Source organism: Georgenia sp. M64 (assembly GCF_038049925.1).
In the GTDB taxonomy this organism is placed as follows: Bacteria; Actinomycetota; Actinomycetes; order Actinomycetales; family Actinomycetaceae; genus Georgenia.
This window is the reverse complement of record NZ_CP145809.1, coordinates 1,545,286-1,567,002: the sequence shown is the minus strand read 5'-3', so window position 1 is coordinate 1,567,002 and position 21,717 is coordinate 1,545,286. Positions and strand designations below refer to the sequence as shown.

18 protein-coding genes and 2 tRNA genes are annotated in these 21,717 nt (G+C 72.7%); 12 read left to right on the top strand and 8 right to left on the bottom strand.

Annotation, left to right across the window (positions count from 1 at the left end; translation table 11 throughout):
• Entirely contained in the window at positions 1-861 is an 861-nt protein-coding gene (locus AAEM63_RS07050; RefSeq protein WP_114116232.1) for a DUF4062 domain-containing protein, read from the bottom strand.
• A 78-nt stretch (positions 862-939) separates the two neighbouring features.
• On the opposite strand from AAEM63_RS07050, the gene AAEM63_RS07045 reads away from it, so the two are divergent.
• The 7 genes from AAEM63_RS07045 (at position 940) to AAEM63_RS07015 (ending at position 7,653) form a co-directional block, all read left to right on the top strand.
• The gene (locus AAEM63_RS07045; protein WP_282072114.1) at positions 940-1,731 is read left to right on the top strand and encodes a hypothetical protein; all 792 of its coding nucleotides are present in this window, start codon (positions 940-942) and stop codon (positions 1,729-1,731) included.
• Positions 1,728-3,227 (top strand): ATP-binding protein, encoded by a 1,500-nt coding sequence (locus AAEM63_RS07040; RefSeq protein ID WP_222843205.1) that lies wholly within the window; start codon positions 1,728-1,730, stop codon positions 3,225-3,227. The genes AAEM63_RS07045 and AAEM63_RS07040 overlap by 4 nt, the downstream gene beginning before the upstream one ends.
• Positions 3,228-3,296: 69 nt before the next feature.
• A complete protein-coding gene (locus AAEM63_RS07035; RefSeq protein WP_308420487.1) occupies positions 3,297-3,779 on the top strand; it encodes a hypothetical protein in 483 nt (160 codons plus the stop codon).
• Positions 3,776-5,554, top strand: a complete 1,779-nt coding sequence (locus AAEM63_RS07030) for a TraM recognition domain-containing protein (RefSeq protein ID WP_341360874.1) — start codon at positions 3,776-3,778, stop codon at positions 5,552-5,554. The genes AAEM63_RS07035 and AAEM63_RS07030 overlap by 4 nt, the downstream gene beginning before the upstream one ends.
• Positions 5,555-5,643: 89 nt before the next feature.
• The gene (locus AAEM63_RS07025; protein WP_114116228.1) at positions 5,644-6,231 is read left to right on the top strand and encodes a hypothetical protein; all 588 of its coding nucleotides are present in this window, start codon (positions 5,644-5,646) and stop codon (positions 6,229-6,231) included.
• Positions 6,228-6,440, top strand: coding sequence for a helix-turn-helix domain-containing protein (locus tag AAEM63_RS07020; RefSeq protein WP_268777298.1), 213 nt, complete (start codon positions 6,228-6,230; stop codon positions 6,438-6,440). The genes AAEM63_RS07025 and AAEM63_RS07020 overlap by 4 nt, the downstream gene beginning before the upstream one ends.
• Complete coding sequence (locus tag AAEM63_RS07015; protein WP_341360873.1) at positions 6,424-7,653, top strand: tyrosine-type recombinase/integrase; 1,230 nt, start codon at positions 6,424-6,426, stop codon at positions 7,651-7,653. The genes AAEM63_RS07020 and AAEM63_RS07015 overlap by 17 nt, the downstream gene beginning before the upstream one ends.
• Positions 7,654-7,860: 207 nt before the next feature.
• Here the strand turns inward: AAEM63_RS07015 and AAEM63_RS07010 are convergent.
• Positions 7,861-7,934: transfer RNA gene (locus tag AAEM63_RS07010), tRNA-Pro, on the bottom strand.
• A 20-nt stretch (positions 7,935-7,954) separates the two neighbouring features.
• A tRNA-Pro gene (locus AAEM63_RS07005) sits at positions 7,955-8,025 on the bottom strand.
• A gap of 289 nt (positions 8,026-8,314) precedes the next feature.
• On the opposite strand from AAEM63_RS07005, the gene AAEM63_RS07000 reads away from it, so the two are divergent.
• The 4 genes from AAEM63_RS07000 to AAEM63_RS06985 all read left to right on the top strand — a co-directional run bounded on the left by AAEM63_RS07000 (position 8,315) and on the right by AAEM63_RS06985 (position 13,557).
• Positions 8,315-9,400, top strand: coding sequence for a serine hydrolase (locus AAEM63_RS07000; protein ID WP_341360872.1), 1,086 nt, complete (start codon positions 8,315-8,317; stop codon positions 9,398-9,400).
• Positions 9,401-9,468: 68 nt separating this feature from the next.
• A complete protein-coding gene (locus AAEM63_RS06995; protein ID WP_341360871.1) occupies positions 9,469-10,743 on the top strand; it encodes a serine hydrolase domain-containing protein in 1,275 nt (424 codons plus the stop codon).
• 96 nt (positions 10,744-10,839) lie between these two features.
• Positions 10,840-12,150 (top strand): serine hydrolase, encoded by a 1,311-nt coding sequence (locus tag AAEM63_RS06990; RefSeq protein WP_341360870.1) that lies wholly within the window; start codon positions 10,840-10,842, stop codon positions 12,148-12,150.
• Between the two features lie 84 nt (positions 12,151-12,234).
• Positions 12,235-13,557 (top strand): serine hydrolase domain-containing protein, encoded by a 1,323-nt coding sequence (locus AAEM63_RS06985; RefSeq protein WP_341360869.1) that lies wholly within the window; start codon positions 12,235-12,237, stop codon positions 13,555-13,557.
• An 81-nt stretch (positions 13,558-13,638) separates the two neighbouring features.
• Here AAEM63_RS06985 and AAEM63_RS06980 read toward each other — a convergent pair whose 3' ends face one another.
• The 5 genes from AAEM63_RS06980 to AAEM63_RS06960 form a co-directional block, all read right to left on the bottom strand.
• Positions 13,639-14,745: a hypothetical protein gene (locus AAEM63_RS06980; RefSeq protein ID WP_341360868.1), complete on the bottom strand. Its 1,107-nt coding sequence runs from the start codon at positions 14,743-14,745 to the stop codon at positions 13,639-13,641.
• The gene (gene der / locus AAEM63_RS06975) at positions 14,745-16,313 is read right to left on the bottom strand and encodes a ribosome biogenesis GTPase Der (RefSeq protein WP_341360867.1); all 1,569 of its coding nucleotides are present in this window, start codon (positions 16,311-16,313) and stop codon (positions 14,745-14,747) included. Before der ends, AAEM63_RS06980 begins: the two co-directional genes overlap by 1 nt.
• A gap of 258 nt (positions 16,314-16,571) precedes the next feature.
• Positions 16,572-17,261, bottom strand: coding sequence for a lysophospholipid acyltransferase family protein (locus tag AAEM63_RS06970; RefSeq protein WP_341360866.1), 690 nt, complete (start codon positions 17,259-17,261; stop codon positions 16,572-16,574).
• Positions 17,261-17,965, bottom strand: a complete 705-nt coding sequence (cmk, locus tag AAEM63_RS06965; RefSeq protein WP_341360865.1) for a (d)CMP kinase — start codon at positions 17,963-17,965, stop codon at positions 17,261-17,263. The genes AAEM63_RS06970 and cmk overlap by 1 nt, the downstream gene beginning before the upstream one ends.
• Before the next feature lie 208 nt (positions 17,966-18,173).
• On the bottom strand, positions 18,174-19,298 hold the full coding sequence (locus AAEM63_RS06960) for a prephenate dehydrogenase (RefSeq protein WP_341360864.1): 1,125 nt from the start codon (positions 19,296-19,298) through the stop codon (positions 18,174-18,176).
• Between the two features lie 311 nt (positions 19,299-19,609).
• Here AAEM63_RS06960 and AAEM63_RS06955 point away from each other — a divergent pair, with 311 nt between their 5' ends.
• Positions 19,610-21,682, top strand: coding sequence for a DUF222 domain-containing protein (locus tag AAEM63_RS06955; RefSeq protein WP_341360863.1), 2,073 nt, complete (start codon positions 19,610-19,612; stop codon positions 21,680-21,682).
• The last annotated feature ends 35 nt before the right edge of the window (positions 21,683-21,717 follow it).

Genomic DNA, 21,717 nt, shown 5'->3' with positions numbered 1-21,717 from the left:
CTACCCAACGTGGAAGTCTCGGTGCTTGGCGTCATCATCTTCGACCCATTGGATGCGAAGAACCGGGTCACCCGACCCTCCGAAGGTGAACATCACCGGCAGGCGCCGGGTCTGGCCACGGTGGATCGTGGTGGATCCTTCCGGGCCAGCGATGAACATGGCACTGTCCTCGCCAACGCTCTCGAACAGAACGCCTTCCGCGTCGCGATCGCCAGTGTTTGTGATGTCGAGCCAGTGCTTCGTCGTGTAGCGCGGTGCACCCTTCGAGTTCACTCCCGAGACTTCGCGCTCTTGATGGGGCTGAACCAGGAAGTCCACTCCGCTTGGCTGTGACTGCACGGCGGGTGTCGCGTCGAGTTTCAGGGCCACGATGTCGTGCTCGATCGCTTTCCAGACCTCGTGATTGAGCTGTTCGGGATTGTTGAACTCGCCGAGGAGTCCGCGGTCCTGCATGTCCTTCTTGAAGGCCCGCAAGGCATCGAGCTGCGCGGTATCGATGTCGTTCGGGAGAGCAGCGGTCGAGAAGTAGAGATGAACAGGTTTGCCTAGCTCCAGCGCTCGGTCTACTTCCTCGGCGGTTCCCGAGATCGCGTCAGGTGTCGGTGAGCCGAGTCGTCCGCCGAACAGCGCGAACACGATGTCCGAATCATCGACGCCTTGTGCATTGATCAGCTTCTGCGGGTGAGCGCCCATGACCGGCACCGCTGAGGTTTCCCAACGCCACGGTTGGAGGATCACGCCCTTGTTCCTCGCGTTCGCGTCGTTCCAGCCGTGTACCGCCTTCTCTACAGCATCGCGAGCCTCCGGCACATCAGAGGGCGAGGCGATCATCACGCGCAACACAGTGGCGACATAGGGCATGGCTACAAGCCTACGGAGAGGGACGGACAGCGGTCCGGCGAAGCGCACCTGGCGGGCAACCAAGTGATGGAGACCGCGATGCCCACGTTCACCGATCCCGCTCGCGATGCCGCCGAGGCGTCCGAGGCGTTGCGTGGGCTCGCGCACGCCACCCGCAGCTTCGACCACCCGGCCGACACGTACGCGGTGATCGGTGACCTGCTGGCAGGGGCGCGCTCGCTCCGGCAAGTCCTGGACCAGCTCGCCACCGCCCACCTGAACCAGCAGCATCAGGTGACCGACGAAGCACGCGACCCGGCCGGCGGTGCGGTCGAGGCGGTGTCGGCGGCCGACGAGCTGCACCAGGCCGGCACGCTCATCGACCAGGCCCACGACCGGCTCAACGCCGCGATGAGTCATTCCGGCCGGATCGTCTGGAACCCACCGACGCAACTCGTTGATCGTTGGGTGGGGGTCGTGTTCCTGCAAGGCGAGGACGCCGACCGGGTTCTCGACCTCATCGACCGTGACGGCGTCGAGGCGGGGATCGAGCATCTGTCCGGCTGGGACTACGGCGACGAGACCACCGACGCCGCCTTGGAGAACGGCGATGTTCACGACCACGCCCCTGTCTATGCCGGGGACCGGCAGGCCGAGACCGGCGACTACGCGATGTCCTACAACCCGCAGGCCGGGCACGTCGCCCTCTACCGGCGGCACCTGATCCCCGCCGACCATGCGATCGACCCAACCGACGACACCCCCGTCCCACCTCCGGACCGCCCAGCCGGACGCGACACCGCAAGACGGCACAGCGGAGTCCGGGACGGCAGCTGGTTCGAGCATCCCGGCGTCGCCGCCGTCAAGCAGACCCGAGGGCTCTCGTGGTGAACCGGGACGAGAAGCTGCACACCGCCGTCCTCGTCGCACCGGCCTCCGAACGACGGCGGCTGCGAAAGCAGCGGCGACAAGCAGCCGCCCGGCTCGTCGCCGAGCAACGGCAGGCGGAGAAGGCCACCGCCCGCGCGAAGCTGGAGGCGAAGCGCGCCGAACGGCGTGCCACGGTCTACCTGCCCTCGGCCGGCGAACCCGGACCAGCCGCGCTCCGCACGCCGGGGAGGTTCCGGCTGCCTCGGCACCAGGACACCAGCGCCGTCCTCGCCGGCCACTACCCGTTCCTGGCCGAAGCAGGTCTCGGGCCGCAGGGCATGTTCATTGGCCAGGACCTCTACTCCGGGTCCTCGTTCGTCTACGACCCGTGGGTGCTGTACCGGCGGGGCATCATCACCGCCCCGAACCTGGTCCTCGCCGGGATCGTCGGCTCCGGAAAGTCCTCGCTCGCCAAGAGCCTCTACACCCGCAGCCTGCCGTTCGGCTACCGCGTCTACGTTCCCGGCGACCCCAAAGGAGAACACACCGGCGTCGCCGAAGCGGTCGGCGGGAAAGCGATCATCCTGGGACACGGGATGGGCAACAGGCTCAACCCGCTCGATGAGGGCTACCGTCCCGGTGGCCTCTCCGATCAGGAGTGGGCGACCACGCTGGCTGCGCGGCGCCGCGACCTGCTCGGCGCGCTCACCGAGACCGTCCTGGCTAGGCCGCTCGCTCCGCTGGAACACACCGCGATCGACACCGCCCTGGCCGGCGCGGTGCGCGACGCTGACGTGCCGATCCTGCCGATGGTGGTCGACCGACTGCTGCGCCCAGACCCGGCCGACGATCCAGACGGCCGACTTGCTGAGGATGGCCGTCAAGTCGGGCACGCGCTGCGGCGGCTCGTCGCCGGTGACCTGGCCGGGCTGTTCGACGGCCCGTCGACGGTGAGGTTCGACCCGACGCTGCCGATGGTCAGCCTGGACCTGTCCCGCGTCACCGAGAACTCCACCTTGATCTCGGTGCTGATGACCTGTTCGTCGGCGTGGATGGAAGCCGCCCTCCTCGATCCGAACGGCGGCCGACGCTGGGTCATCTACGACGAGGCATGGCGGCTGATGTCGCACCCGGCGCTGCTGCGCCGGATGGACGCGCACTGGCGGCTCGCCCGCCACTACGGCCTGGCGAACCTGCTCGTGTTCCACAAGCTCACCGACCTGGAGAACGTCGGTGACCTCGGCTCAGCGAACCGTGCTCTGGCGAACTCGCTGCTGGCGAACGCGGAGACCCGGATCGTCTACCGGCAAGAGACCGACCAGCTCGGCCCCACCGCCACCACGCTCGGGCTCACCGGCACCGAGCAACGCCTCCTGCCGGGACTGGGCACCGGGCAAGGGCTCTGGCGGATCAAGGACCGCAGCTTCGTCGTCCAGCACCAGCTTCATCCCGCCGAACTGGCCGCGTTCGACACCACCGCCCGCATGACCGGCTCTGCGCAGGGTCACGAATCCTGAACAAGCGGCGGCAGTCCGCTGCTGGCCCACCTCGCCGTTATGAGGAGAGCCGAGCCCGAATCCGTCCCCGTGTCCATTCCGCTCGTCGTGCTCGACGTGCGCAAGGACGGCACCGTGGCCGTCACCGTCGACGGGATACGGCTGGACCCCGACCCGTTCGCGCCGCCGTGGCGGCGAGCCTCGTTCGGGCAGATCATCGACCGCGCCACGGATGACCGGACGACTCCGGCGCGGGTCGAGGTCCGCGAGGCAGACGGGACGACTTTCACCGACATCATCGCGACCCGACGTCGCCGAGCACCCCACCCGACGCCTGAGCCTGAGGAACCGACACCGCGGCCTGCGTTCCACGCCGTCGAAGGTGACGGGTTCGTTCCCGGAGAGGACGTGGCGGTCGCCGTCGTCACCGGGCACACCGACGTGTCCGGCACCGGCACGGCCCGCGCCCTGGTCGACCCGGACCGGCTCGGGCCGGACGCTGCGGGCGGCGTCGTGGAGGTGCTGCTGTTCGGCCGCATCTCCGGCACCACGATCATCCGGCGGCTGCCATGAACAGTCAGGGCCGGCAGACCGGCTCGTTCGGTGATGAGCTGACCAACGCGGCGATGATCGGGCTGGTCGGCCTGTTCGGCGTCGCCTTGGTGCTCCGCGGCGCCGGCTCCGTCGCGGCATTCTTCACCGGCACGAGCCAGCCCGCCGGTGGTCCCGCGTCCGGGATCGGTGTGCTGTTCGATCCGAGCGATCCCGCTGGCGCCCTGGACGCGCCCGGCATGAGCCCGGTCGTCTACTGGCTCGTCACGGGCCTCCTGCTCGCCGTGCTCATCACCGGCGGCGTGTGGGTCTGGTCGCGGCTGCGCCGTCACACGCACCGAGTCGAGCAAGACCCGCGCCGGATGGCGGGCATCGCCACCCGGCATGAGGTCGCTGCCGCCGCGTCCGAGAAGGCGCTGCTGCGCCGCGCCGGGAACCTCCGCCCGGGCTTGGATGATCCACGCCCGCAAGATGTCGGCTACCGGCTCGGCGCCTCCAAGGGCACCGGCGTGTGGGCGTCGGTGGAGGACTCGATCATGGTCATCGGGCCGCCCCGCTCCGGCAAGGGCCTGCACCTGGTGATCCCCGCGATCCTCGACGCCCCCGGTGCCGTCGTGGTGACCTCGACCCGCCCGGACAACCTGACCGCGACCCTGCGCGCCCGCAGCCGGGTCGGGCCGGTCGCGATCTTCGACCCCCAGCACCTCGCCGAAGGCTTGCCCGCGGGGATGCGGTGGTCACCGATCCGTGGCTGTGAGTCCCCGCAGACCGCGATGATCCGCGCCACCGGGCTCGCCGCCGGAACCGGCCTCTCATCCGGCGGCGTCGACGGCGGCGGGTTCTGGGAAGGCAAGACCCGCGCCGCGCTGCAAGCGCTCCTGCACGCCGCCGCGATCGACCACCGCCCACCGGCCGAGCTGTTCCGCTGGACCCTCGACCCGACCGCCGCTGCCGACGCGGTGGCGATCCTGACCGGCTCGAGCCAGGCGGCGACCGGATGGGCCGAGTCTCTGGAAGCGATGATCGACTCCGACCCCCGCACCCGCGACTCCATCTGGCAAGGCGTGTCCCTCGCCCTCGGATCGCTCGCCGACCCCCGAGTGCTCGATGCCGTCTCACCCGGCCCAGGTGAAGGATTCGACCCCGAGCACTTCATCCAGCACAAGGGCACCCTGTTCCTCCTGGCCACCGGGTCCGGCGCGGGGGCCAGCGCCGCGCTCGTCGCGGCGCTCGTGGAAGACCTCATCGAGACCGCCCGCCGCCTCGCCGCACGATCGGCCGGCGCGCGGCTCGATCCGCCGATGCTGCTCGCGCTGGACGAGATAGCCAACCTCTCACCCCTGCCGTCGCTGCCGACGCTCATGGCCGAAGGCGGCGGCTCGGGCATCACCACTATGCCAGTGCTCCAGTCCCTCGCGCAGGCCAGGGACAAGTGGAACGAGCATCAGGCCGGCGCGATCTGGGACGCGTCGATCGTGAAGGTCATCCTCGGCGGCGCGTCCAACAGCCGCGATCTGCAAGACCTGAGCGCGCTGGTCGGGGAACGCGACGAGTACACCGACTCCGTGACGCGGGGTGACCACGGCACCCGCTCCAACCAGCGCTCCGTCCGGCGGGTGCCAATCTTCCCGCCCGACCGCATCCGCCGGCTCCCGTTCGGCACCGGGATCGTGCTGCTGCGCTCCGCGCCCCCGATCGTCACCGACCTGCACCCGTGGCCCCAGCGCCCCGACGCCACCCAGCTCACCGCGGACCGTGCGCAGACAGAGGCCCTGCTGCGCCGCTCTGACACCTGAGCACACGCCCAGGCGTCTCCGCGCCCACCTGCCTGCCACAGCAAGGCCCCGGCATGACCGGGGACCGCGAGAGCAGACAGGAGCACACCATGGCCGACGATCCCCGCGACGATGACGCCACCACGGGCGACCTGCCCGGCCCGGAGCTGGACGGCGGCGACGAGGGCTTCGAGGACCCACTGATCGCCGAGCCTCCACACCCGATCAACTGGAACCTGCTGAACGCCGACGACGCCGAGGTCGAGTGGCTGGAGCTGAACCGGTGGGTGGACTGGCTGCGGCACACCTACGGTCTGCCCGCCGCGGTGATCCCGCCCGCCTGGTACGCCCACCCGGAGCTACTATGGGAGCTGTCCGCGCTGCACCTGCACTGGCTGTGCGCCTACGACCCCGAGCAGAACGGCTCCGCGCCACTGGGCTGGCACCGCGACTTCGCCGACGCCCGCCAGCGGCTGCGCGAATGGGTCGCTGCGTCCGGCACGAAGCTCGACCACGACCGGCCCACCCGGCAGACCGTCTGGCCCGGTGAGGAACCCGCCGACCCGATCGAGGACCTGCCGATCATCGACCGCGACGCCGAGTTTGTGGAGTTCGTCATGGCCGACGTCCAGGCTCGCCGCGACGCCGAGGAAGCGTTCTACCGCACCCTCGACCCCGACACCGGAGAACTGTCATGAGCGACGACGGAACGCTCGTGGTGTCGCCGCTCATGCACAGCCGCGAGGTCGCGGCGTACTTGAAGGTCTCGGAGTCCACCCTGTCGCGGTGGCGGTCGGCGGGCACGGGGCCGCCGTTCCTGCGCCTCGGCGGGATCGCCCGGTACCGGCTCGACGCCGTGGACCGCTGGCTGAGCGAGCTGGAACACGACCATGCCCCGGAGAGCTGAGCCGCAGCCGACCGCCGAGCCCAAGCCGGTCCCGCCGATCGGTGTGAAGGTCTCCACGGACATGGAGCGCCGCTCCTACGGCATCCGCGCCCGCGCCCGGTGGACGGACCCGACCACCAAGCGCCGGGTGATCCGATCGGAGATCGTGCGGGATGAGGCGGCCGCGCACGCGTTCTTCGACCAGCTCCGCAGCTCCTCGACCAAGGGCATGGACGTGTCCATGACGCTGCTGGAGTTCGTCACCTCCATCGGCGACCGGTGGGCGCGTGGCCTGGACCCGACCTCCACCGGTGAGACCTACGGGTACGGGCTGAAGCTGCGGGTGCTGCCCGCGCTCGGGCATCTGCCGGTCACCCAGATCACCGCGGGGATCATCGACCGCACCATTGATGAGTGGGAACAGCGTCACGGCTCCTCAACCATCAAGAACACCATCGCCCCGCTCGTGCGGGTGCTCGATGAAGCCGTGCGGGACGGGCTGATCCAGATCAACCCCGCGAAGAACCGTGCCAAGCGGAGCCTGAACCGCAACGCCTTCCGCGGCCAGTCCGCCGAACACGCCTCCCCGCGGGCGCACGCGATCCCGGACATGAAGACCCTCAACCGCCTCGCGCGCGCATGCGGGAAGGTGCATCAGTCCTACAGCGACTTCGTGATGCTCGCCGCGCTGCTCGCGGCCCGGTCCTCAGAGGTGTCTGGGTTGCAGGTCGGGGATGTCGACTTCGACAAGAACCTCGTGATGATCCGCCGACAGGCGTTCCCCGGCAAGGGTGGCCTGGTCACGAAGCCGACCAAGAGCCGCAAAGAGCGACGCGTGCCGATCCTCGAACCGCTCCGACCCGTGCTCGAACGCCTCACCGACGGCAAGGAGCCCGCGGACTCGTTGCTGGTCGGTCCGAAGGGCGGCTACCTCACCACTGCGACCGTCCGCGACGCCACGAACTGGGACGGCGTCGTGGCGAAGCTCGGGCTGCCTGACCTCACCCGGCACGGCCTGCGCCACACCGGGGCGACATGGATGGCCGACGCCGGCATCCCGCTGCACGTCCTCCAAGACATCCTCGGGCACGCCTCGATGGAGACCACCCGCGGCTACCTGCACCCCGACGACCGCCACCTCGCCTCCGCCGCTGAGCAGGCCAACGCCTTCCTCTCCGCCGCCGGACAACGCAAGCACGCCCGGCGCAGCAGCCCCGCGACCAGGGGCCTGTGATGCGCTCCCACCCCCGCGGGAGTGCTCCCGGAAGCGTTCTGGTCCCCTTTTGGTCCCCTTATCCACAGGAAGCAGGTCCAGGGCGGTCCGTTCGTCCACAGTCGACCACCAGCGAGAGCGCCGGGGGACCAGAGGGGGACCACGGAAAACGACCCCCGGACATGAAGAAGCCCAGGCGAGAAACCTACTCTCACCTGGGCTTTTACGTCGGGCTGACAGGATTTGAACCTGCGACCCCCTGACCCCCAGTCAGGTGCGCTACCAAGCTGCGCCACAGCCCGTGGCATAGATTTTCAGTTGTTCGGGCCGACCAGAGCGGGGCAAACCCCTTAACCCCCAGTCAAGTGCGCTACCAAGCTGCGCCACAGCCCGTCCGACCCGCTCAGCGGGCCGAAGAGAAGATTACCCCAGACCCGCCCGCGTCACCGAATCGGCTCCAGACCAACGATCCACCGCCCTTCCCAGCGGAGAGCAGGAGCGCGACACTGGTCTCGTGGGCCGGTGGTCCCGGAGGGCGCCGTCGGCCGGCCGGGCACGAGGTGTGTCCCTCGCCGGCATCCTGGCCGCGCTCCTGACCGCCTCACTCGCCGCGTGCACCGCGCCCGTCGAGCCGGACCCCGCACCCGTCCCCTCTCCGATCGTCACAGCGGACCCGTCCCCCGTGTTCCCTGCCCCCTTCCCCGTCGCGGAGCTCGCGGAGGTGCGCGCGGGCGGCCTGCCACCGGAGACGTCCGCGGCGCTCGATGCGGTTCTCGAGGACGCGACGCGCACCGGTGGCCGTGGCGGGTTCACCGCCGTCGTGCTCGACGCCGCCAGCGGGTCGTGGGCAGGCGCCGCGGGGACGGCGGACGGAACGAACGCCATGACCCCCGACCATGCCATGTACGTCGGCGCGATCACCCAGACCGTCATCGCAGCGCAGGTGATGCAGCTCGTGGAGCGAGGCCAGGTCGACCTCGACGCCCCCGTCGCCGACTACCTGCCCTCGGACATCCCGTTCGACCTCAACGGTGCCAGCGTCCGCCACCTACTCGGGATGCGCAGCGGCATCCCCGACCACCTCGCTGTCCCCGGGATCTCGATCGTCCTTCGGGAGGACCGGCTGCGTCGCTGGACCCGGCCGGAGGTCCTCGCGCTCGTGCCGGACCGCCGAGGCCCTACCGGTGAGCAGGTGGCGCTCTCAACGACGAACTACGTCCTCCTCGGTCTGCTGATCGAGCACGTGACGGGAACCAGCCTGTCCCGGGCCCTGCGGGCCGGGGTCCTCGACCACCCCGGGCTCGAACGCGTCGTCGTCCAGCCTGACGAGGCACCGACGGCGCCCGTCGCCCTGCTGTTCGGCAGCGGCGTCGAGCCCGGCGACGTCCTCGCCGCCGGCGGCGGGTTCCTGCCGTCGGCGTCGGAGGTGACCGCCTCCGTCGGCGCTGGGAACCTCGCCGGTGACGCTCCCGCCGTCGCCCGTTGGTGGCAGCTCCTGTGCGGCGGGCACGTCGTGTCCCGGACCTCGCTGACGGAGATGGCGGACTTCCAGCCGCGGCGGGACGTGGGGCTGGGCCTCACCCGGTTCAACGCACCGGGCGGGACACCGGGCGTGGGCGCGTTCAGCTTCGGCGCCGGCTTCGCCGCGGTGGCCGCGTGCCTGCCGGTGGACGGGGTCGTCGTGGTCCTCATGACCAACCACAACGCGCAGTACGGGCTCTACGAGGTCTTCGACGCCATCCTGGCGGAGGTGCTCGGCCGCGAGTGACGGAGCGTTGGTCAGTGAGGGAGCGTTGGTCCCTGGCGGGGCGGCCGTAGCGGCGGGACCATCAGTGCATGGGCGCGGTGCCTGTCGCGCGAGTCCCGACCCACCGGCGTGGGCCGTGGCCGTCGACGGGCCCGGCGGCCGTCCTGGCGGCGCTCGCCGTTGCGCTGGGCACCGCCGGTTGCACGGAGCCGCCGCCCGCCGGGCCCGACCCGGTCGCGACGACGACGGCGCCACCCGCCACGGCGTCACCCACCTGGCCACCGCCGTGGGCACCGCCCGACGGGGGAACCGCACCACCGCTGCGGGGGGTGCCCCTGCCCTTCCCGACGGCGGCGCTCGCCGAGGTGGCGGACGGCGAGGTCGACGCCGCGGTCCGGGAAGAGGTCGCGGCGGAGCACGTCGAGTTCCTCGAGCGTGCCCACAACCGCGGCGCCGACAGCCTGACCGTCATCCGGGCCGAGGAGGGCACCTGGACGCACGTCGTCGGGACGGTGGACGGCGAGACCCCCATGACGTCCGAGCACCAGGTGGGCATCGGCGCGCTGGGTCGGGTGGTCCTGTTCGCCGAGGTGATGACCCTCGTCGAGGACGGCGCGCTCGACCTCGAGCGGGAGATCTCGCACTACCTGCCGAAGAACCTCGGGTTCGAGACCGATGCGACCGTCCGTGACCTCCTCCACCACACGAGCGGCCTACCCGACTACCACCCGGCGATCGCTGCGACGATCTTCGGGGACCCCGGCCACCGCTTCGAGCCGGCGGAGCTCCTGGCGGCCGTGCCGGAACGGCGTTACGCCGTCGGCACGGGCGGATCCGCGACCGACGACGTCCTCCTCGGGCTCGCGATCGAGCACGTCACCGGGACGAGCGTCGCGCAGGCCTTCCGCGCCCACGTCCTGGACGCACCCGGTCTCGAGGACCTCGTGGTCCAGCCCGAGGAGAAGCCGGCGGGTCCGGTCGCCCTTCCCGCGCTCGACCGCCGTGCCGCCGAACGGTTCAGCGAGGGCGGCGGGTACCTGCCCTCGCTGGCGGCGGCCAGCGCGGACTGGCCGGCCGGCGGCATGGCGTCGACGACGGAGTCGCTCGCCCGGTTCATGCAGCTGCTGTGCGGAGGCCACATCCTCTCGACCACCTCGCTCTCGGAGCTCGCCGTGTGGGCCGAGGACTTCACCGGCGACGCCGGACAGCCGACGCTCGGCATCTACTCCTTCGACGGGAGCTATGCCGGAATGGCGATGTGCGTGCCGGTGAGCGGTCGCGTGCTCGCGGTGGTGATGACCGCACCGTCGCTCGAGGCCACGATCACCGCAGGTCAGCTCGTGATTCCGGCCATCCGGCCCTGAGCTCCCGGTAGGCGTCGCCTCTCGACGGCGCGATGGCGCGCCGCGACCTGACGCCGGCCTCCGGCACGCAGCCGTCCCAGGGCGCACACTGAGACGGTGGGACGACGGACGTTCACCGTGCTCGCCGGCCTCGGCCTGCTGGCGGGCTGCAGTCCGGCGTCCTCCCCTGATCTACCTGACCCCCGCGGAGCCGACCCCACCCCGGCGACCTCGCAGGCTCCGGAGCTTCCCGAGACCGCACGGCCACCAGGGGCCTCCCCCAGGGCCGAGCCCGCACCGGCGCCCCGGACCGCCGCGTCGCCCGTACCGCATCCCTCGTCCCCCACGGACTTCGGGCAGTCGTCGTTCCCCCTGCCCTTCCCGGTCGCGTCGCTCGCCGAGGCGGGCGAAGGCCCGCTCCCGCAGGACCTCGCCGCGACCCTCCAGGCGGTCCTCGACGACGTCGCCGCCTCCCCCGGCACCGTCGCGACGGCGACCGTCCTGCGGGCCGACGGCGCGTGGTCGGGCGCCGCGGGTACGACGGCGGACGGCACCCCCGCCACCACCGACATCCAGATGGAGCTCGGTGCCATCACGAAGACGGTCATCGCGGCCCAGGTGATGCGACTGGCGGAGCGCGGCCTCGTCGAGCTGGAGCAGCCGGCCGCGGGGTACCTGCCGGCCCTGCCGATCGACCCCGGCACGGTGACCGTCCGGGAGCTGCTCGGGCACCGCAGCACGATCCTCGACTACACCGGCCCCGTGGGCGTCGATGTTGCCTCGCGCGAACCCGCCGAGCGCTGGGACACCACGGAGATCCTCGATCTCCTACCGGTGCCTCCGGAGCCGATCCGCTCGGCCACCTACTCCTCCACGGACTACCTCCTGCTCGGGCTGCTCGTCGAGGAGGTGACCGGGCAGCCCCTGGCCGCCGCCCTGCGCGCCGGGGTGCTCGAGCCGCCCGGGCTGGAGCGCCTCGTCGTCCAGCCGGCGGAGCGGCCCGCCGGTCCGGTGGCGCTGTCGGTGCGCCGGTCGCACCCGAGGGAGCTCCACGAGGAGGGCGAGCGCTACCTGCCGAGCCTGCGCGACGCGAGCTACGCCGGTGCCGCTGAGGGCATGGCCGGGGATGCGCCGTCGACCGCCCGCTTCATGCAGCTGCTGTGCGGGGGGCACCTCGTCTCCCGGACCTCGCTGACCGAGATGGCCACAACGGACGGCCCGGTGCCGTGGGGTCTGGGGTTCACCGACGTCACGAAGAGCGTCGGCCCGCCCGCCGTCGGCAGTTTCGGCCGGAGCTGGTACCACTTCGCGACGGCGCTCTGCCTGCCCGAGCAGGGCGCCATCCTGGTCCTGCTGACCAACGACCCGTACGCCCCCGCCGTCGACGGCGCCGTGCCTCGGATGATCGAGGCCCTGCGGGCCGGGTGATCGAGACCCCGCGGGCCGGGTGACCACCGGCCGACAGGCCGGAAGACCCTCGCCCCGTGAGATCGCCCGCAGGACCATGAAGACATGGGTGCGCTCACCGCCGCGCGAACCCCGACGCGGTCTCGCCGCCGACCGTCGGCGCGACGGCTCGCGCTCGTCGTCGCCCTTACCGTTGCTGCGGCGGGCTGCATCGAGCCACCACCCGCCGACCCCGGCCCGACGACGGCGACCTCGGCGTCCGTACCCTCACCGGTCCCCTCGCCCGCGCCGTCGCCGTGGCCCGCGCCGTCGCCGTCGCCGGCGCCGTGGCCCGCGCCGTCGCCGTCGCCGGGAAGCATCCTGGACAACCTCGAGGCGGGACCACCGGACGCCCTGCCGCTGCCCTTCCCGACGGCGGCGCTCGCCGAGGTGGCGGACGGCGAGGTCGACCCGGAGGTCCGTGCGGCGATCCAGGCCGCGCACGACGCCTTCCAGGAGCGGGGCGGGAACCGCGGCGCCGACGTCCTCACGGTCATCCGCGCGGAGGAGGGCACCTGGACGTCCGTCGTCGGCACGGCGGACGGGACGACCCCGGTCACCCCGGAGCACCAGTTCTCCATCGGCACGCTCGGCCGGCTCGTCCTCTTCGCCGAGGTGATGTCGCTCGTCGAGGACGGCCTCCTGGACCTCGAGCGGGAGGTCACGCACTACCTGCCCAAGAGCCTCGGCTTCGACACCGACGCCACCGTGCGGGACCTCCTCCACCACACCAGCGGCCTGCCCGACCACCACCTCGCGCTCCGAGCGACGATCGAGGCCGACCCCGGTCACCGGTTCACCCCGGCCGAGCTGCTCGACGCGGTCCCGGACGAGCGCGGTGCGGCCGGCTCACCCGGCTCGTCGACCGACGACGTCCTGCTCGGGCTCGCGATCGAGCACGTCACCGGACTGAGCGCGGCGCAGGCGTTCCGGACGCACGTCCTCACCGGGACCGGTCTGGAGGGCCTGGCCGTCCAGCCCGAGGAGCGGCCGCAGGGACCCGTCGCCCTCCCCGCCCGCCCCGACGCCGCCCGCCGGTTCGACGACGGCGGAGGCTACCTCCCCTCGCTGGCGGCGGCGAGCGCCGGCTGGCCGGCCAGCGGCATGGCGTCGACGACGCAGGCTCTCGCCCGGTTCATGCAGCTCCTCTGCGGCGGTCACATCCTCTCCACCGCCGCCCTCTCCGAGTTCGCCGCGTGGGCCGACGACCCCAGTGGCGGCGCCGCGGGGACACCGGTGCTCGGTCTGGTCAACGTCGACGCCGGCTACGCGGGGATGGCGCTGTGCCTGCCCCTGACCGGACGCGCGGTCGCGATCGTCTCCAGCGCGGCCGAGGTCGCGGCGACCGTCCCCGTCGTCCCGCTCATGGACACAGCGGTCCAGCCGTGACCCCACGGCCCCAGCCCTGGCGCTCTGTCCGGGACCTGGGAGCGCCGGCCGGCCTTCACGCGGGGCGTTGATCCGTCCGCTTCACGCCTCGCCGCGGTGGAGCCGCTCCAGCCGGTGCTTCTCCGCCGCGATGATCCCCAAGGCCACCAGGGCCACGAACAGTCCCAGCGTCGCGAGCCACGGCTCGATGCGGAAGACCGCGACCTGGGTGAGCAGGACGTTGACGAGCACCGCGCGGCGTAGCCACTGGAACGCGCGGTAACGGTCGCGCCGCAACCAGGTCAGGGCTCGCCCGACGGCGGCGAGGCTGAGCCCGACCGTCGCCACGGTGGTGACCCGGGCCCACGTGGGATCCGCCGCCTCGTCGAGGCTGAGCACGACGGCGCCGAGCGAGACCGCGACGAGCCCGCCGAGGGCGACGCCGACGCTGCGCAGCGCCCACTCGCGCCCGGCCACCGCGCGCATGACGCGCTGGAGCCGACGCCCGGCGGCGTCGAGGGGGTCGGGGACCTCGGCGTCGTCGTCGGGGACGACGGCGAGCAGGGCCGCCGTCTCCGCGCTCCCCCGGGCGCCGGCCCCCTTGGCGAGGAGGTCCTCGGCGACGGCGCGGCGGCGCTCGCTCAGCCCGCCGGCGATCCCGGCGACGGCGTGGTCCGCGGCGGCGGCGACGTGCTCGGTCGGGTGCGGCGGCCTCCGGCCGTGCAGGACGTCGGCCAGGAGCACCACGCCCACGAGGGTGAGGTACATGATCATCGGCGCCGGGGAGAAGAAGTAGTCGTTGTCCTGGGTGAGGAACTTCCCGACCTCGTCGATGAACAGGCCGAAGCCCACCCCGCCGATGAACGCGACGAGCGGTCGCACCACGGGACCGGCGAACGACAGCGCGAGCACCATGGCGATCGCCATCGCGAGCCCGCCCCACAGGACGTGCGCGACGTGCAGCGTCTCGCCGCCGATCTGGGGGAACCCGGTGAGCTGGAGGTAGCCGCGCGTGACGACGATCGTCAGCACGGTCGTCACGACGAACCCCAGGACGTGGTCCACGGCCCTGGGGTCACGGGGCAGGCCCCAGCGCAGCAGGCGGTCGGGCGTGACCGGCACGTCGGCGGCCGGCCGGCGCCCGGCGTCGCCCGACGGTCCGGCGTCGCCCGACGGTCCGCCCCTCGCGTCTCCCGGTGCCGCACCCATCAGCGGCGCCGCTTCTCCCGCACCCGGACGCTGATCTCGATCGGCGAGCCCTCGAAGCCGAAGTTCTGCCGCAGCCGGTTCTCGATGAACCGCCGGTAGCCGGCCTCGATGAACCCCGTCGCGAAGATGACGAAGCGGGGCGGCCGGTTCGAGGCCTGGGTCGCGAAGAGGATCCGCGGCTGCTTCCCGCCGCGCACCGGGTGGGGGTGCGCCGCGGTGAGCTCGCCGAGGAAGGCGTTGAGCCGGCCGGTCGGGATGCGGGTGTCCCACGAGTCCAGCGCCGTCTCGAGCGCGCGCACGAGGCGGTTGGTGTGCCAGCCGGTCCTGGCGGAGATGTTGATCCGCGGGGCCCACTGGATCTGGACGAGGTCGAGCTCGATCTCCCGCTCGAGGAACGGGCGGCGGTCCTCGTCCATGAGGTCCCACTTGTTGTAGGCGATGACGAGCGCCCGGCCCGAGTCGATCACCTGCTGGATGACGCGGGTGTCCTGCTCGGTGAGCGGCACGGAGGCGTCGACGAGGACGACGGCGACCTCGGCCTTCTCCAGCGCCGCCTGGGTGCGCAGCGAGGCGTAGAAGTCGGCGCCGGAGGTCTGGTGGACGCGGCGGCGGATGCCGGCGGTGTCGACGAACCACCACGGCTTCCCCCCGAGCTCGACGATCTCGTCGACCGGGTCGCGCGTGGTACCGGCCGTCTCGTGGACGACGACGCGCTCGGCCTTGGCGAGGGAGTTCAGCAGCGAGGACTTCCCGACGTTCGGCCGGCCGAGCAGGGCCACGCGGCGCGGGCCGCCCTCGGGCATGGGCGCCGCGACGGCGGACACCTCGGGCAGGACCTTCATCGCCGCGTCGAGGACGTCGCCCGAGCCGCGGCCGTGCAGCGCCGAGACGGCGTAGGGCTCGCCGAGCCCGAGCGACCACAGGGTGGCGGCGTCGGCCTCCTGCATCGGGGAGTCGACCTTGTTCGCGACGAGGATCACCGGCTTGCCCGAGCGCCGCAGCATGCGCACGACCCGCTCGTCGGTGTCGGTCGGACCGGTCGTCGCGTCGACGACGAACATCACCGCGTCGGACATCTCGACGGCGACCTCGGCCTGCTCGGCCACACGCGCGTCGATACCCGCGACGTCGACCTCCCAGCCCCCCGTGTCGACGAGGGAGAACCGGCGACCGGCCCACTCCGCCGGGTAGCTCACCCGGTCTCGGGTGACGCCGGGGGTGTCCTGGACGACCGCCTCACGACGGCCGAGGATCCGGTTGACCAGGGTCGACTTGCCCACGTTGGGCCGGCCGACGACGGCGAGCACCGGCAGGCCGGGCCGCTCGCCACCGGGGAGCTCGTCCGCCTCGCCCGCCTCGAGGACGGCGAGGTCCTCGTCCTCCAGGACGTAGTCGGCCAGGCCGGCGCGCAGTGCCTCGGCGCGGCGGTTCTCCTCGGCGAGGTCGGCGGCGATCTCCTCGGGGGTGCGCTCGTCGGCGGCCGGCTCGACGCGCTCGTCGGCTGCCCGGTCGAGGCGGTCGTCGTCGGGCTGCGCGGCGGTGCGCTCGCGCGCGGGGTCGGTGCTCATGGCGCCATTCTCCCGTGCCCGCGGCCATCCGACGACCAGACCGGCCGGTCCGGGTGGTGCGATCGGTCTCGATCCGCCGTCGCCGGTGCCGTGGCGAGCCCGGTGCGGGTGTGAACCCCGCCTCCGTCGCGGCCGCTCAGGGCGCTCCTCGTCAGGCGGACGCCCCTGCAGCGCGCTCGTCAGGCGGACGCCCCTGCAGCGCGCTCCTCGGCAGGCGATGGGCCGCGACAACTCACGTCACGGCAGGCGGACGGGCCGTTACAGGGCACTCTTCGGCAGTCGGACTCCCGTGACCTGCTGCGCCTCGTCGACGTGCGCCTGCAGCCCGGCACCGATCGCCGACATGGCGTGCGCCATCTTCTCCCGCCGGCTGCTGCCCTCGGGGAAATTCAGCCTGATCGGCTCCCCGAACGCCACGTGGAGCTTGGCGCGCGGCGGCGGGACGTACCCGCGCGGGTCGCCGGTGCGCCGGGTGCCCAGGCAGGCCGCCGGGACGATCGGGGCGCCGGTGTTGACCGCGAGCCACGCGACGCCGGCGCGCACCTCGGAGGCATCGCCGCGACCGCGGGTGCCCTCGGGGAAGATCCCCACCACCCGGCCCTCGTCGAGCATCGCCTTGCCGACCGCCAGCGCCGCACGCCCCGAGGTCCGGTCCACGGGGATCTGGCCCGCCCACGTCATGAGGAAGCCGATCCTGGAGTCGAAGAACTCCTGCTTGACCAGGACGTGCGACCCGCGCGGGAGCGCTCCGTGGAGCAGGGGGCCGTCGACGATCCCGGTGTGGTTCGAGGCGATGATGACCGGGCCCTCGGCCGGGATGTTCTCGGCGCCGAGCACCGTGGTGTTCCACCACAGGTGGTCCAGCACCCAGCCCACGCGCCGCGACCACACCGGCCCCCACCGGTAGATGTCCTCCGGGCGGACGGCCTGCCCGCGGCTCTGCGCCATCAGCGCTCCCCCGCCCGGGCCGCCTCGACCACCGCGAGCACGGCCTCGAAGGTCTCCTCGACCCCGAAGGCGGAGGAGTCGACCGTGACGACGCCGTCGGCGGCGGTCATGAAGGTCGAGACGGTGGAGTCGTCGGCGTCGCGGCGCACGACCTCGTCGCGCGTGCGTGCCACCGTGGTCTCGTCGGCGGTGCCGTGGAGCTCCTTGGCGCGTCGCGCGAGCCGGGCGGCCTCGTCGGCGATGAGGAGGAGGCGCACGTCGGCGTCGGGCGCCACGACGGTGGTGATGTCACGGCCCTCGGCGACGATGCCGTTGCGGCCCGCCTCGGCGGCGATGATCTCCCGCTGCAGCCGGCCGAGCTCGGCGCGGACGTCGAGGTTCGTCGCGACCTTGGAGACGACGGCGGAGAGCTCGGAGGCGCGGATCGCCTCGGTGATGTCGACGTCGTCGCACACCACGCGCGGGGCGGCCGGGTCGGTGACCATGACCAGCGGCATCTGCCGGACCACGGCCGCGACGCCGTCGACGTCCGTGAGGTCGACGCCGCGCCGAAGGCACCACCACGTGGCCGCCCGGTACATCGCGCCGGTGTCGAGGTAGGCCAGGTCCAGCTCGGTGGCGAGGCGCCGCGAGATCGTTGACTTCCCCGACCCCGAAGGTCCGTCGATCGCCACCACGAGCCCGCGCCCGTCCGCCTGTGCCACCGTTTCCTCCTCCTGGCGGGATGGTGTCCCCGCCGTCCGGTCGTTCTCTGCGGGGTCGGCCGGAACGGCCCGTTCCTTCTCTGCCGAGTCCGCCCGCGTGTGCCGGTCCGCGCCGCCGGTCCTTGCGGGCCGGTCGGTGACGTCGGACTCCGTGGCCTGATCGGTCATCGCCGCGCCCGCTCGTTGCGCGCCGTCGTCGGGTTGTCGCTCACCGACGCACCACCCGCCAGCCGCGCCGGTCGAGCTCCGCCTCGAGCGGTTCGGCGGCCGCCGGCACCACGGAGAGGACGGCGAGACCGACGCTCTGGCCCGCTGAGTGCTCGAGCTGGAGGTCCTCGATGTTGACACCGGCCTCGCCGACCTCGCTGAAGAGCCGGCCCAGCTCACCCGGGGCGTCGGGAACGAGGACGGCGACCTCGCCGTACCGGTTCGGTGCGCCGCCGTGCTTGCCGGGAATACGCGCGGCGCCGGCGTTGCCGGCGGCGATGACCCGAGCGAGCGGACCGACGGCGCCCTCGGTCAGCGGGCCTTCGGTGGCCGCGCGGTCGAGCGCGGAGATGAGGTCGTCGACGTCGGAACGCAGGGCCCGCAGCGCGCGTCCCACCGGACCGGCGTTGCCGACCAGGATGGTCGACCACAGCTGCGCGTCCGACGCGGCGATCCGGGTGACGTCGCGCAGGCCCTGTCCGGACAGACCCAGCGCCGACTCGGGCGCACCGTGCAGGCGAGCCGCGACCAGGGACGAGGCCAGCTGGGGCACGTGCGAGACGAGCGCGACGGCGTCGTCGTGCTCCTGAGCTCCGAGGGTCACCGGCGCCGCACCGAGGTCGACGGCGAGAGCGCGGACCACCCGGACCGCCTCCGGCGTCGAGCGCTCGCCGGGCACGATGACCCAGGGGCGCCCGACGAAGAGGTCGGCGTCGGCTGCCGCGGCGCCGGACCGTTCACGACCGGCCATGGGGTGGGAGCCGACGTACCGCTCCGCGTCCGCTCCCGCCTCTGCCTGAACCTCCGCCGCCACGAGCGCCTTGACGGACGCGACGTCGGTGACGACCGCGCCGGGGTGCTGGCGAAGCTGGGCCACCACGGCGGCCGCGGTCACGTCCGGCGGGGTGGCGACCACGACGAGCACCGGGTCGGGCTCGCCGGCGGCGAACGGCCGGCCGGCGCCGAGGTCACGGGCCAGCGCCTGCGCCGTCGGGGACAGGTCGGCGAGCTGGACGTCGACGCCCGCCGACGTCAGGGCCAGACCGATCGAGGCACCCAGCAGCCCGGTGCCGACGATCTTGACCGGTCCGGTCGTCGACACAGCGGCGGTCGGGTTCACGGGCACCCCGAGAGGGTACCGCCCGCTCGGTCAGGCACCGGGGGCTCCCAGCGTGATGCGCACGACGTGCGCGGGGCCAACCGCGCACGTCGCCGCTCGGCAGGGGCGCGGGTCCACGCCCTCGCCGCTCGGCAGGGGCTCCGGTCCAACCACGCCCTCGCCGCTCGGCAGGGCCGGATGGTGCCGGGTCACCTCCCGAAGCCCGTCCTGGACCGTCACGGGGGCTCGGCAACCGTCCCCTCCGCGGCATTGACACCCTGACCTGGTACTTCACCCGCTTTGAGGGCGATGTCAGTGGCCGCACCTACGTTCGAGGCATGAGTTCGAGACGTGGTCGCAGGATCGACCTCGCGGCGGTGAGGGCCCGGGGCTGGGACAGCACCGTCGAGGCCTACCTCGCGGAGGTCCGCGACGTCGCGCTGGCCCACGCTCGTGCGGCGGGCACGACGCCGGACACCACCCCCACCGCGGGGAGCCTGGCCTTGACGCTCACCCCAGCGCATGGCGCGGAGGCCGCCACCGAGGAGGCCCCGGGCTCGGCGCCGACGCCCGACCCGGCCGCTGGCGCGAGGCGGCTCAGGCTCGTGGACGCGGTCTACGCCGAGCCCGTCGAGCTGGCCGTCGCGTTCGGAGAGCCCGACAGCGACACCGACTCCGGGATCGACCCCGGCGGCGAGCCCGGCACCACCGACGACACCGAGAGCCAGGCCGGCGCCGAGCCCGGCACCACTGTCCACACCGAGTGCCGGACCGGCGCCGAGGCCGACCCGGAGACCGAGGCCGATGACACGGGGATGCCGAGCGCGGAGGAGATCACCGCCGCCGCCGCGGTGCTGGCACGGGCCGTGGGTCTGTACGGCGCCCCTCTTGCGGCCGCCCTCGACGCCGTCCCCGTCCACGGTCAGGACCCGGACGTCCTCATCGAGCTCATCGCCAATTGGAACCGCATGATCTCGTGGTCCACCGCCCGCCGGGGGGAGGCGGCCGCGGCCTTGGCCGACGCCGCCGCCGAGCACGGCCGGCACCTTCCCGGTCGCACCGTCGACCCGGTCACGGTGGCAGGCACCGAGATCGCCATGCGGCTGACCACCACCAAGCAGGCCGCCATCCGGATGGTGCGGACGAGCTCCCTCCTCAACGGACCGCTCACGTCGACCGGGCTGAGCCTCGAGCACGGCGCCATCGATCCCGCCAAGGCTCAGGTCATCGCCGACGCCCTCGAGCACGTGCCCCACCAGATCGCCTGGGACATCGAGGACGCCGTGCTTCCCGGCGCCCAGGGCCGCACACCTCAGCAGCTCCGCCGCGACCTCGCCCGCGCGCTCATCTCCGTCGACCACCACGAAGCCGAGCGGCGCCACCGTCAGGCCCGCACGGCCCGTCGCGTCTGCCACCCCAGAGCCCTTCCGGACGGCATGGCCTCGCTCTACGCCGTCCTACCGGCGGAGGACGCCATCGCTCTCGACCTCACTCTGGATCACGCCGCCCGGCACGCGAAGAGTGCCGGTGATGCCCGGACGATGGACCAGCTGCGGGCCGACACACTCGCCACCATCGGTGTCAACGCACTCACGACCGGCCAGATCTTGCTCGGACCCGTTCAGGTCCTTCCGCACGCGGTCGGGATCCCGCCCGTCGACGGCGCTCCCGCCGTCGGCACCCCCGCCGTCGGCACCCCGCCGGTGGGTGCAACGTCCGGCGCAAGACCTTCGGCGGCGCCGCCCCCTGCCAGCGCCACACCGGACTGCTCGACGTCGGGCGATCGGAGCAGCGCAGGACCTGCGGCATCCGCCGGTGGCTCCGCCCCGGTGGCGATCTCGCTCGGCTCCGCACCGGTCCGGGTCCACGTCACGGTGCCGCTGACGACGCTCCTCGGTGGAGGGGAGCCCGGAACCCTCGAGGGGTACGGGCCCATCGACCCCGCCACGGCTCGCGCGCTCGCGCTTCGCGGCACCTGGCGACGCCTCGTCACCGACCCGCTCACCGGAACCGTCCTCGACCACGGCCGCACCACCTACCGACCGCCCAAGGACCTGGCCGACCTCGTCCGGGACCGCGACGGTACCTGTGTGAGACCGGGCTGCGGCACCGCCGCGGCACGATGCGAGCTCGACCACTCGCTCGCCTGGTCTCAGGGCGGCACGACGGCGTTGACGAACCTCGGGTGTGCGTGCGGCGGTGACCACGACCTCAAGACCTGCGGTCACTTCAAGGTCCGCCAGATCCGCAGCGGTGTCTTCGAGTGGACGTCCTCGCTGACCGGTCTGATCTACCGCCGCGAGTCCGACGGCAGCGTCACCTACCGCAACCCGCAGCTGCCGGACCTGCCGCGCCGTACCGCGGTCGACGCGACCGGGACCGAACCGCCTGGCGCGGACCCGCCGTACTGACCGGCAGGTCCAGATGGGCGCCGTCCGCGTCCCGG

Bases quoted from the DNA above. Each gene is read 5' to 3' on its own strand.
- AAEM63_RS07050 (WP_114116232.1), bottom strand. From the start codon at position 861: ATGCCCTATGTCGCCACTGTGTTGCGCGTGATGATCGCCTCGCCCTCT.
- AAEM63_RS07045 (WP_282072114.1), top strand. From the start codon at position 940: ATGCCCACGTTCACCGATCCCGCTCGCGATGCCGCCGAGGCGTCCGAG.
- AAEM63_RS07030 (WP_341360874.1), top strand. From the start codon at position 3,776: ATGAACAGTCAGGGCCGGCAGACCGGCTCGTTCGGTGATGAGCTGACC.
- AAEM63_RS07025 (WP_114116228.1), top strand. From the start codon at position 5,644: ATGGCCGACGATCCCCGCGACGATGACGCCACCACGGGCGACCTGCCC.
- AAEM63_RS07020 (WP_268777298.1), top strand. From the start codon at position 6,228: ATGAGCGACGACGGAACGCTCGTGGTGTCGCCGCTCATGCACAGCCGC.
- AAEM63_RS07015 (WP_341360873.1), top strand. From the start codon at position 6,424: ATGCCCCGGAGAGCTGAGCCGCAGCCGACCGCCGAGCCCAAGCCGGTC.
- AAEM63_RS06995 (WP_341360871.1), top strand. From the start codon at position 9,469: ATGGGCGCGGTGCCTGTCGCGCGAGTCCCGACCCACCGGCGTGGGCCG.
- AAEM63_RS06985 (WP_341360869.1), top strand. From the start codon at position 12,235: ATGGGTGCGCTCACCGCCGCGCGAACCCCGACGCGGTCTCGCCGCCGA.
- AAEM63_RS06980 (WP_341360868.1), bottom strand. From the start codon at position 14,745: ATGGGTGCGGCACCGGGAGACGCGAGGGGCGGACCGTCGGGCGACGCC.
- der (WP_341360867.1), bottom strand. From the start codon at position 16,313: ATGAGCACCGACCCCGCGCGCGAGCGCACCGCCGCGCAGCCCGACGAC.
- AAEM63_RS06970 (WP_341360866.1), bottom strand. From the start codon at position 17,261: ATGGCGCAGAGCCGCGGGCAGGCCGTCCGCCCGGAGGACATCTACCGG.
- AAEM63_RS06955 (WP_341360863.1), top strand. From the start codon at position 19,610: ATGAGTTCGAGACGTGGTCGCAGGATCGACCTCGCGGCGGTGAGGGCC.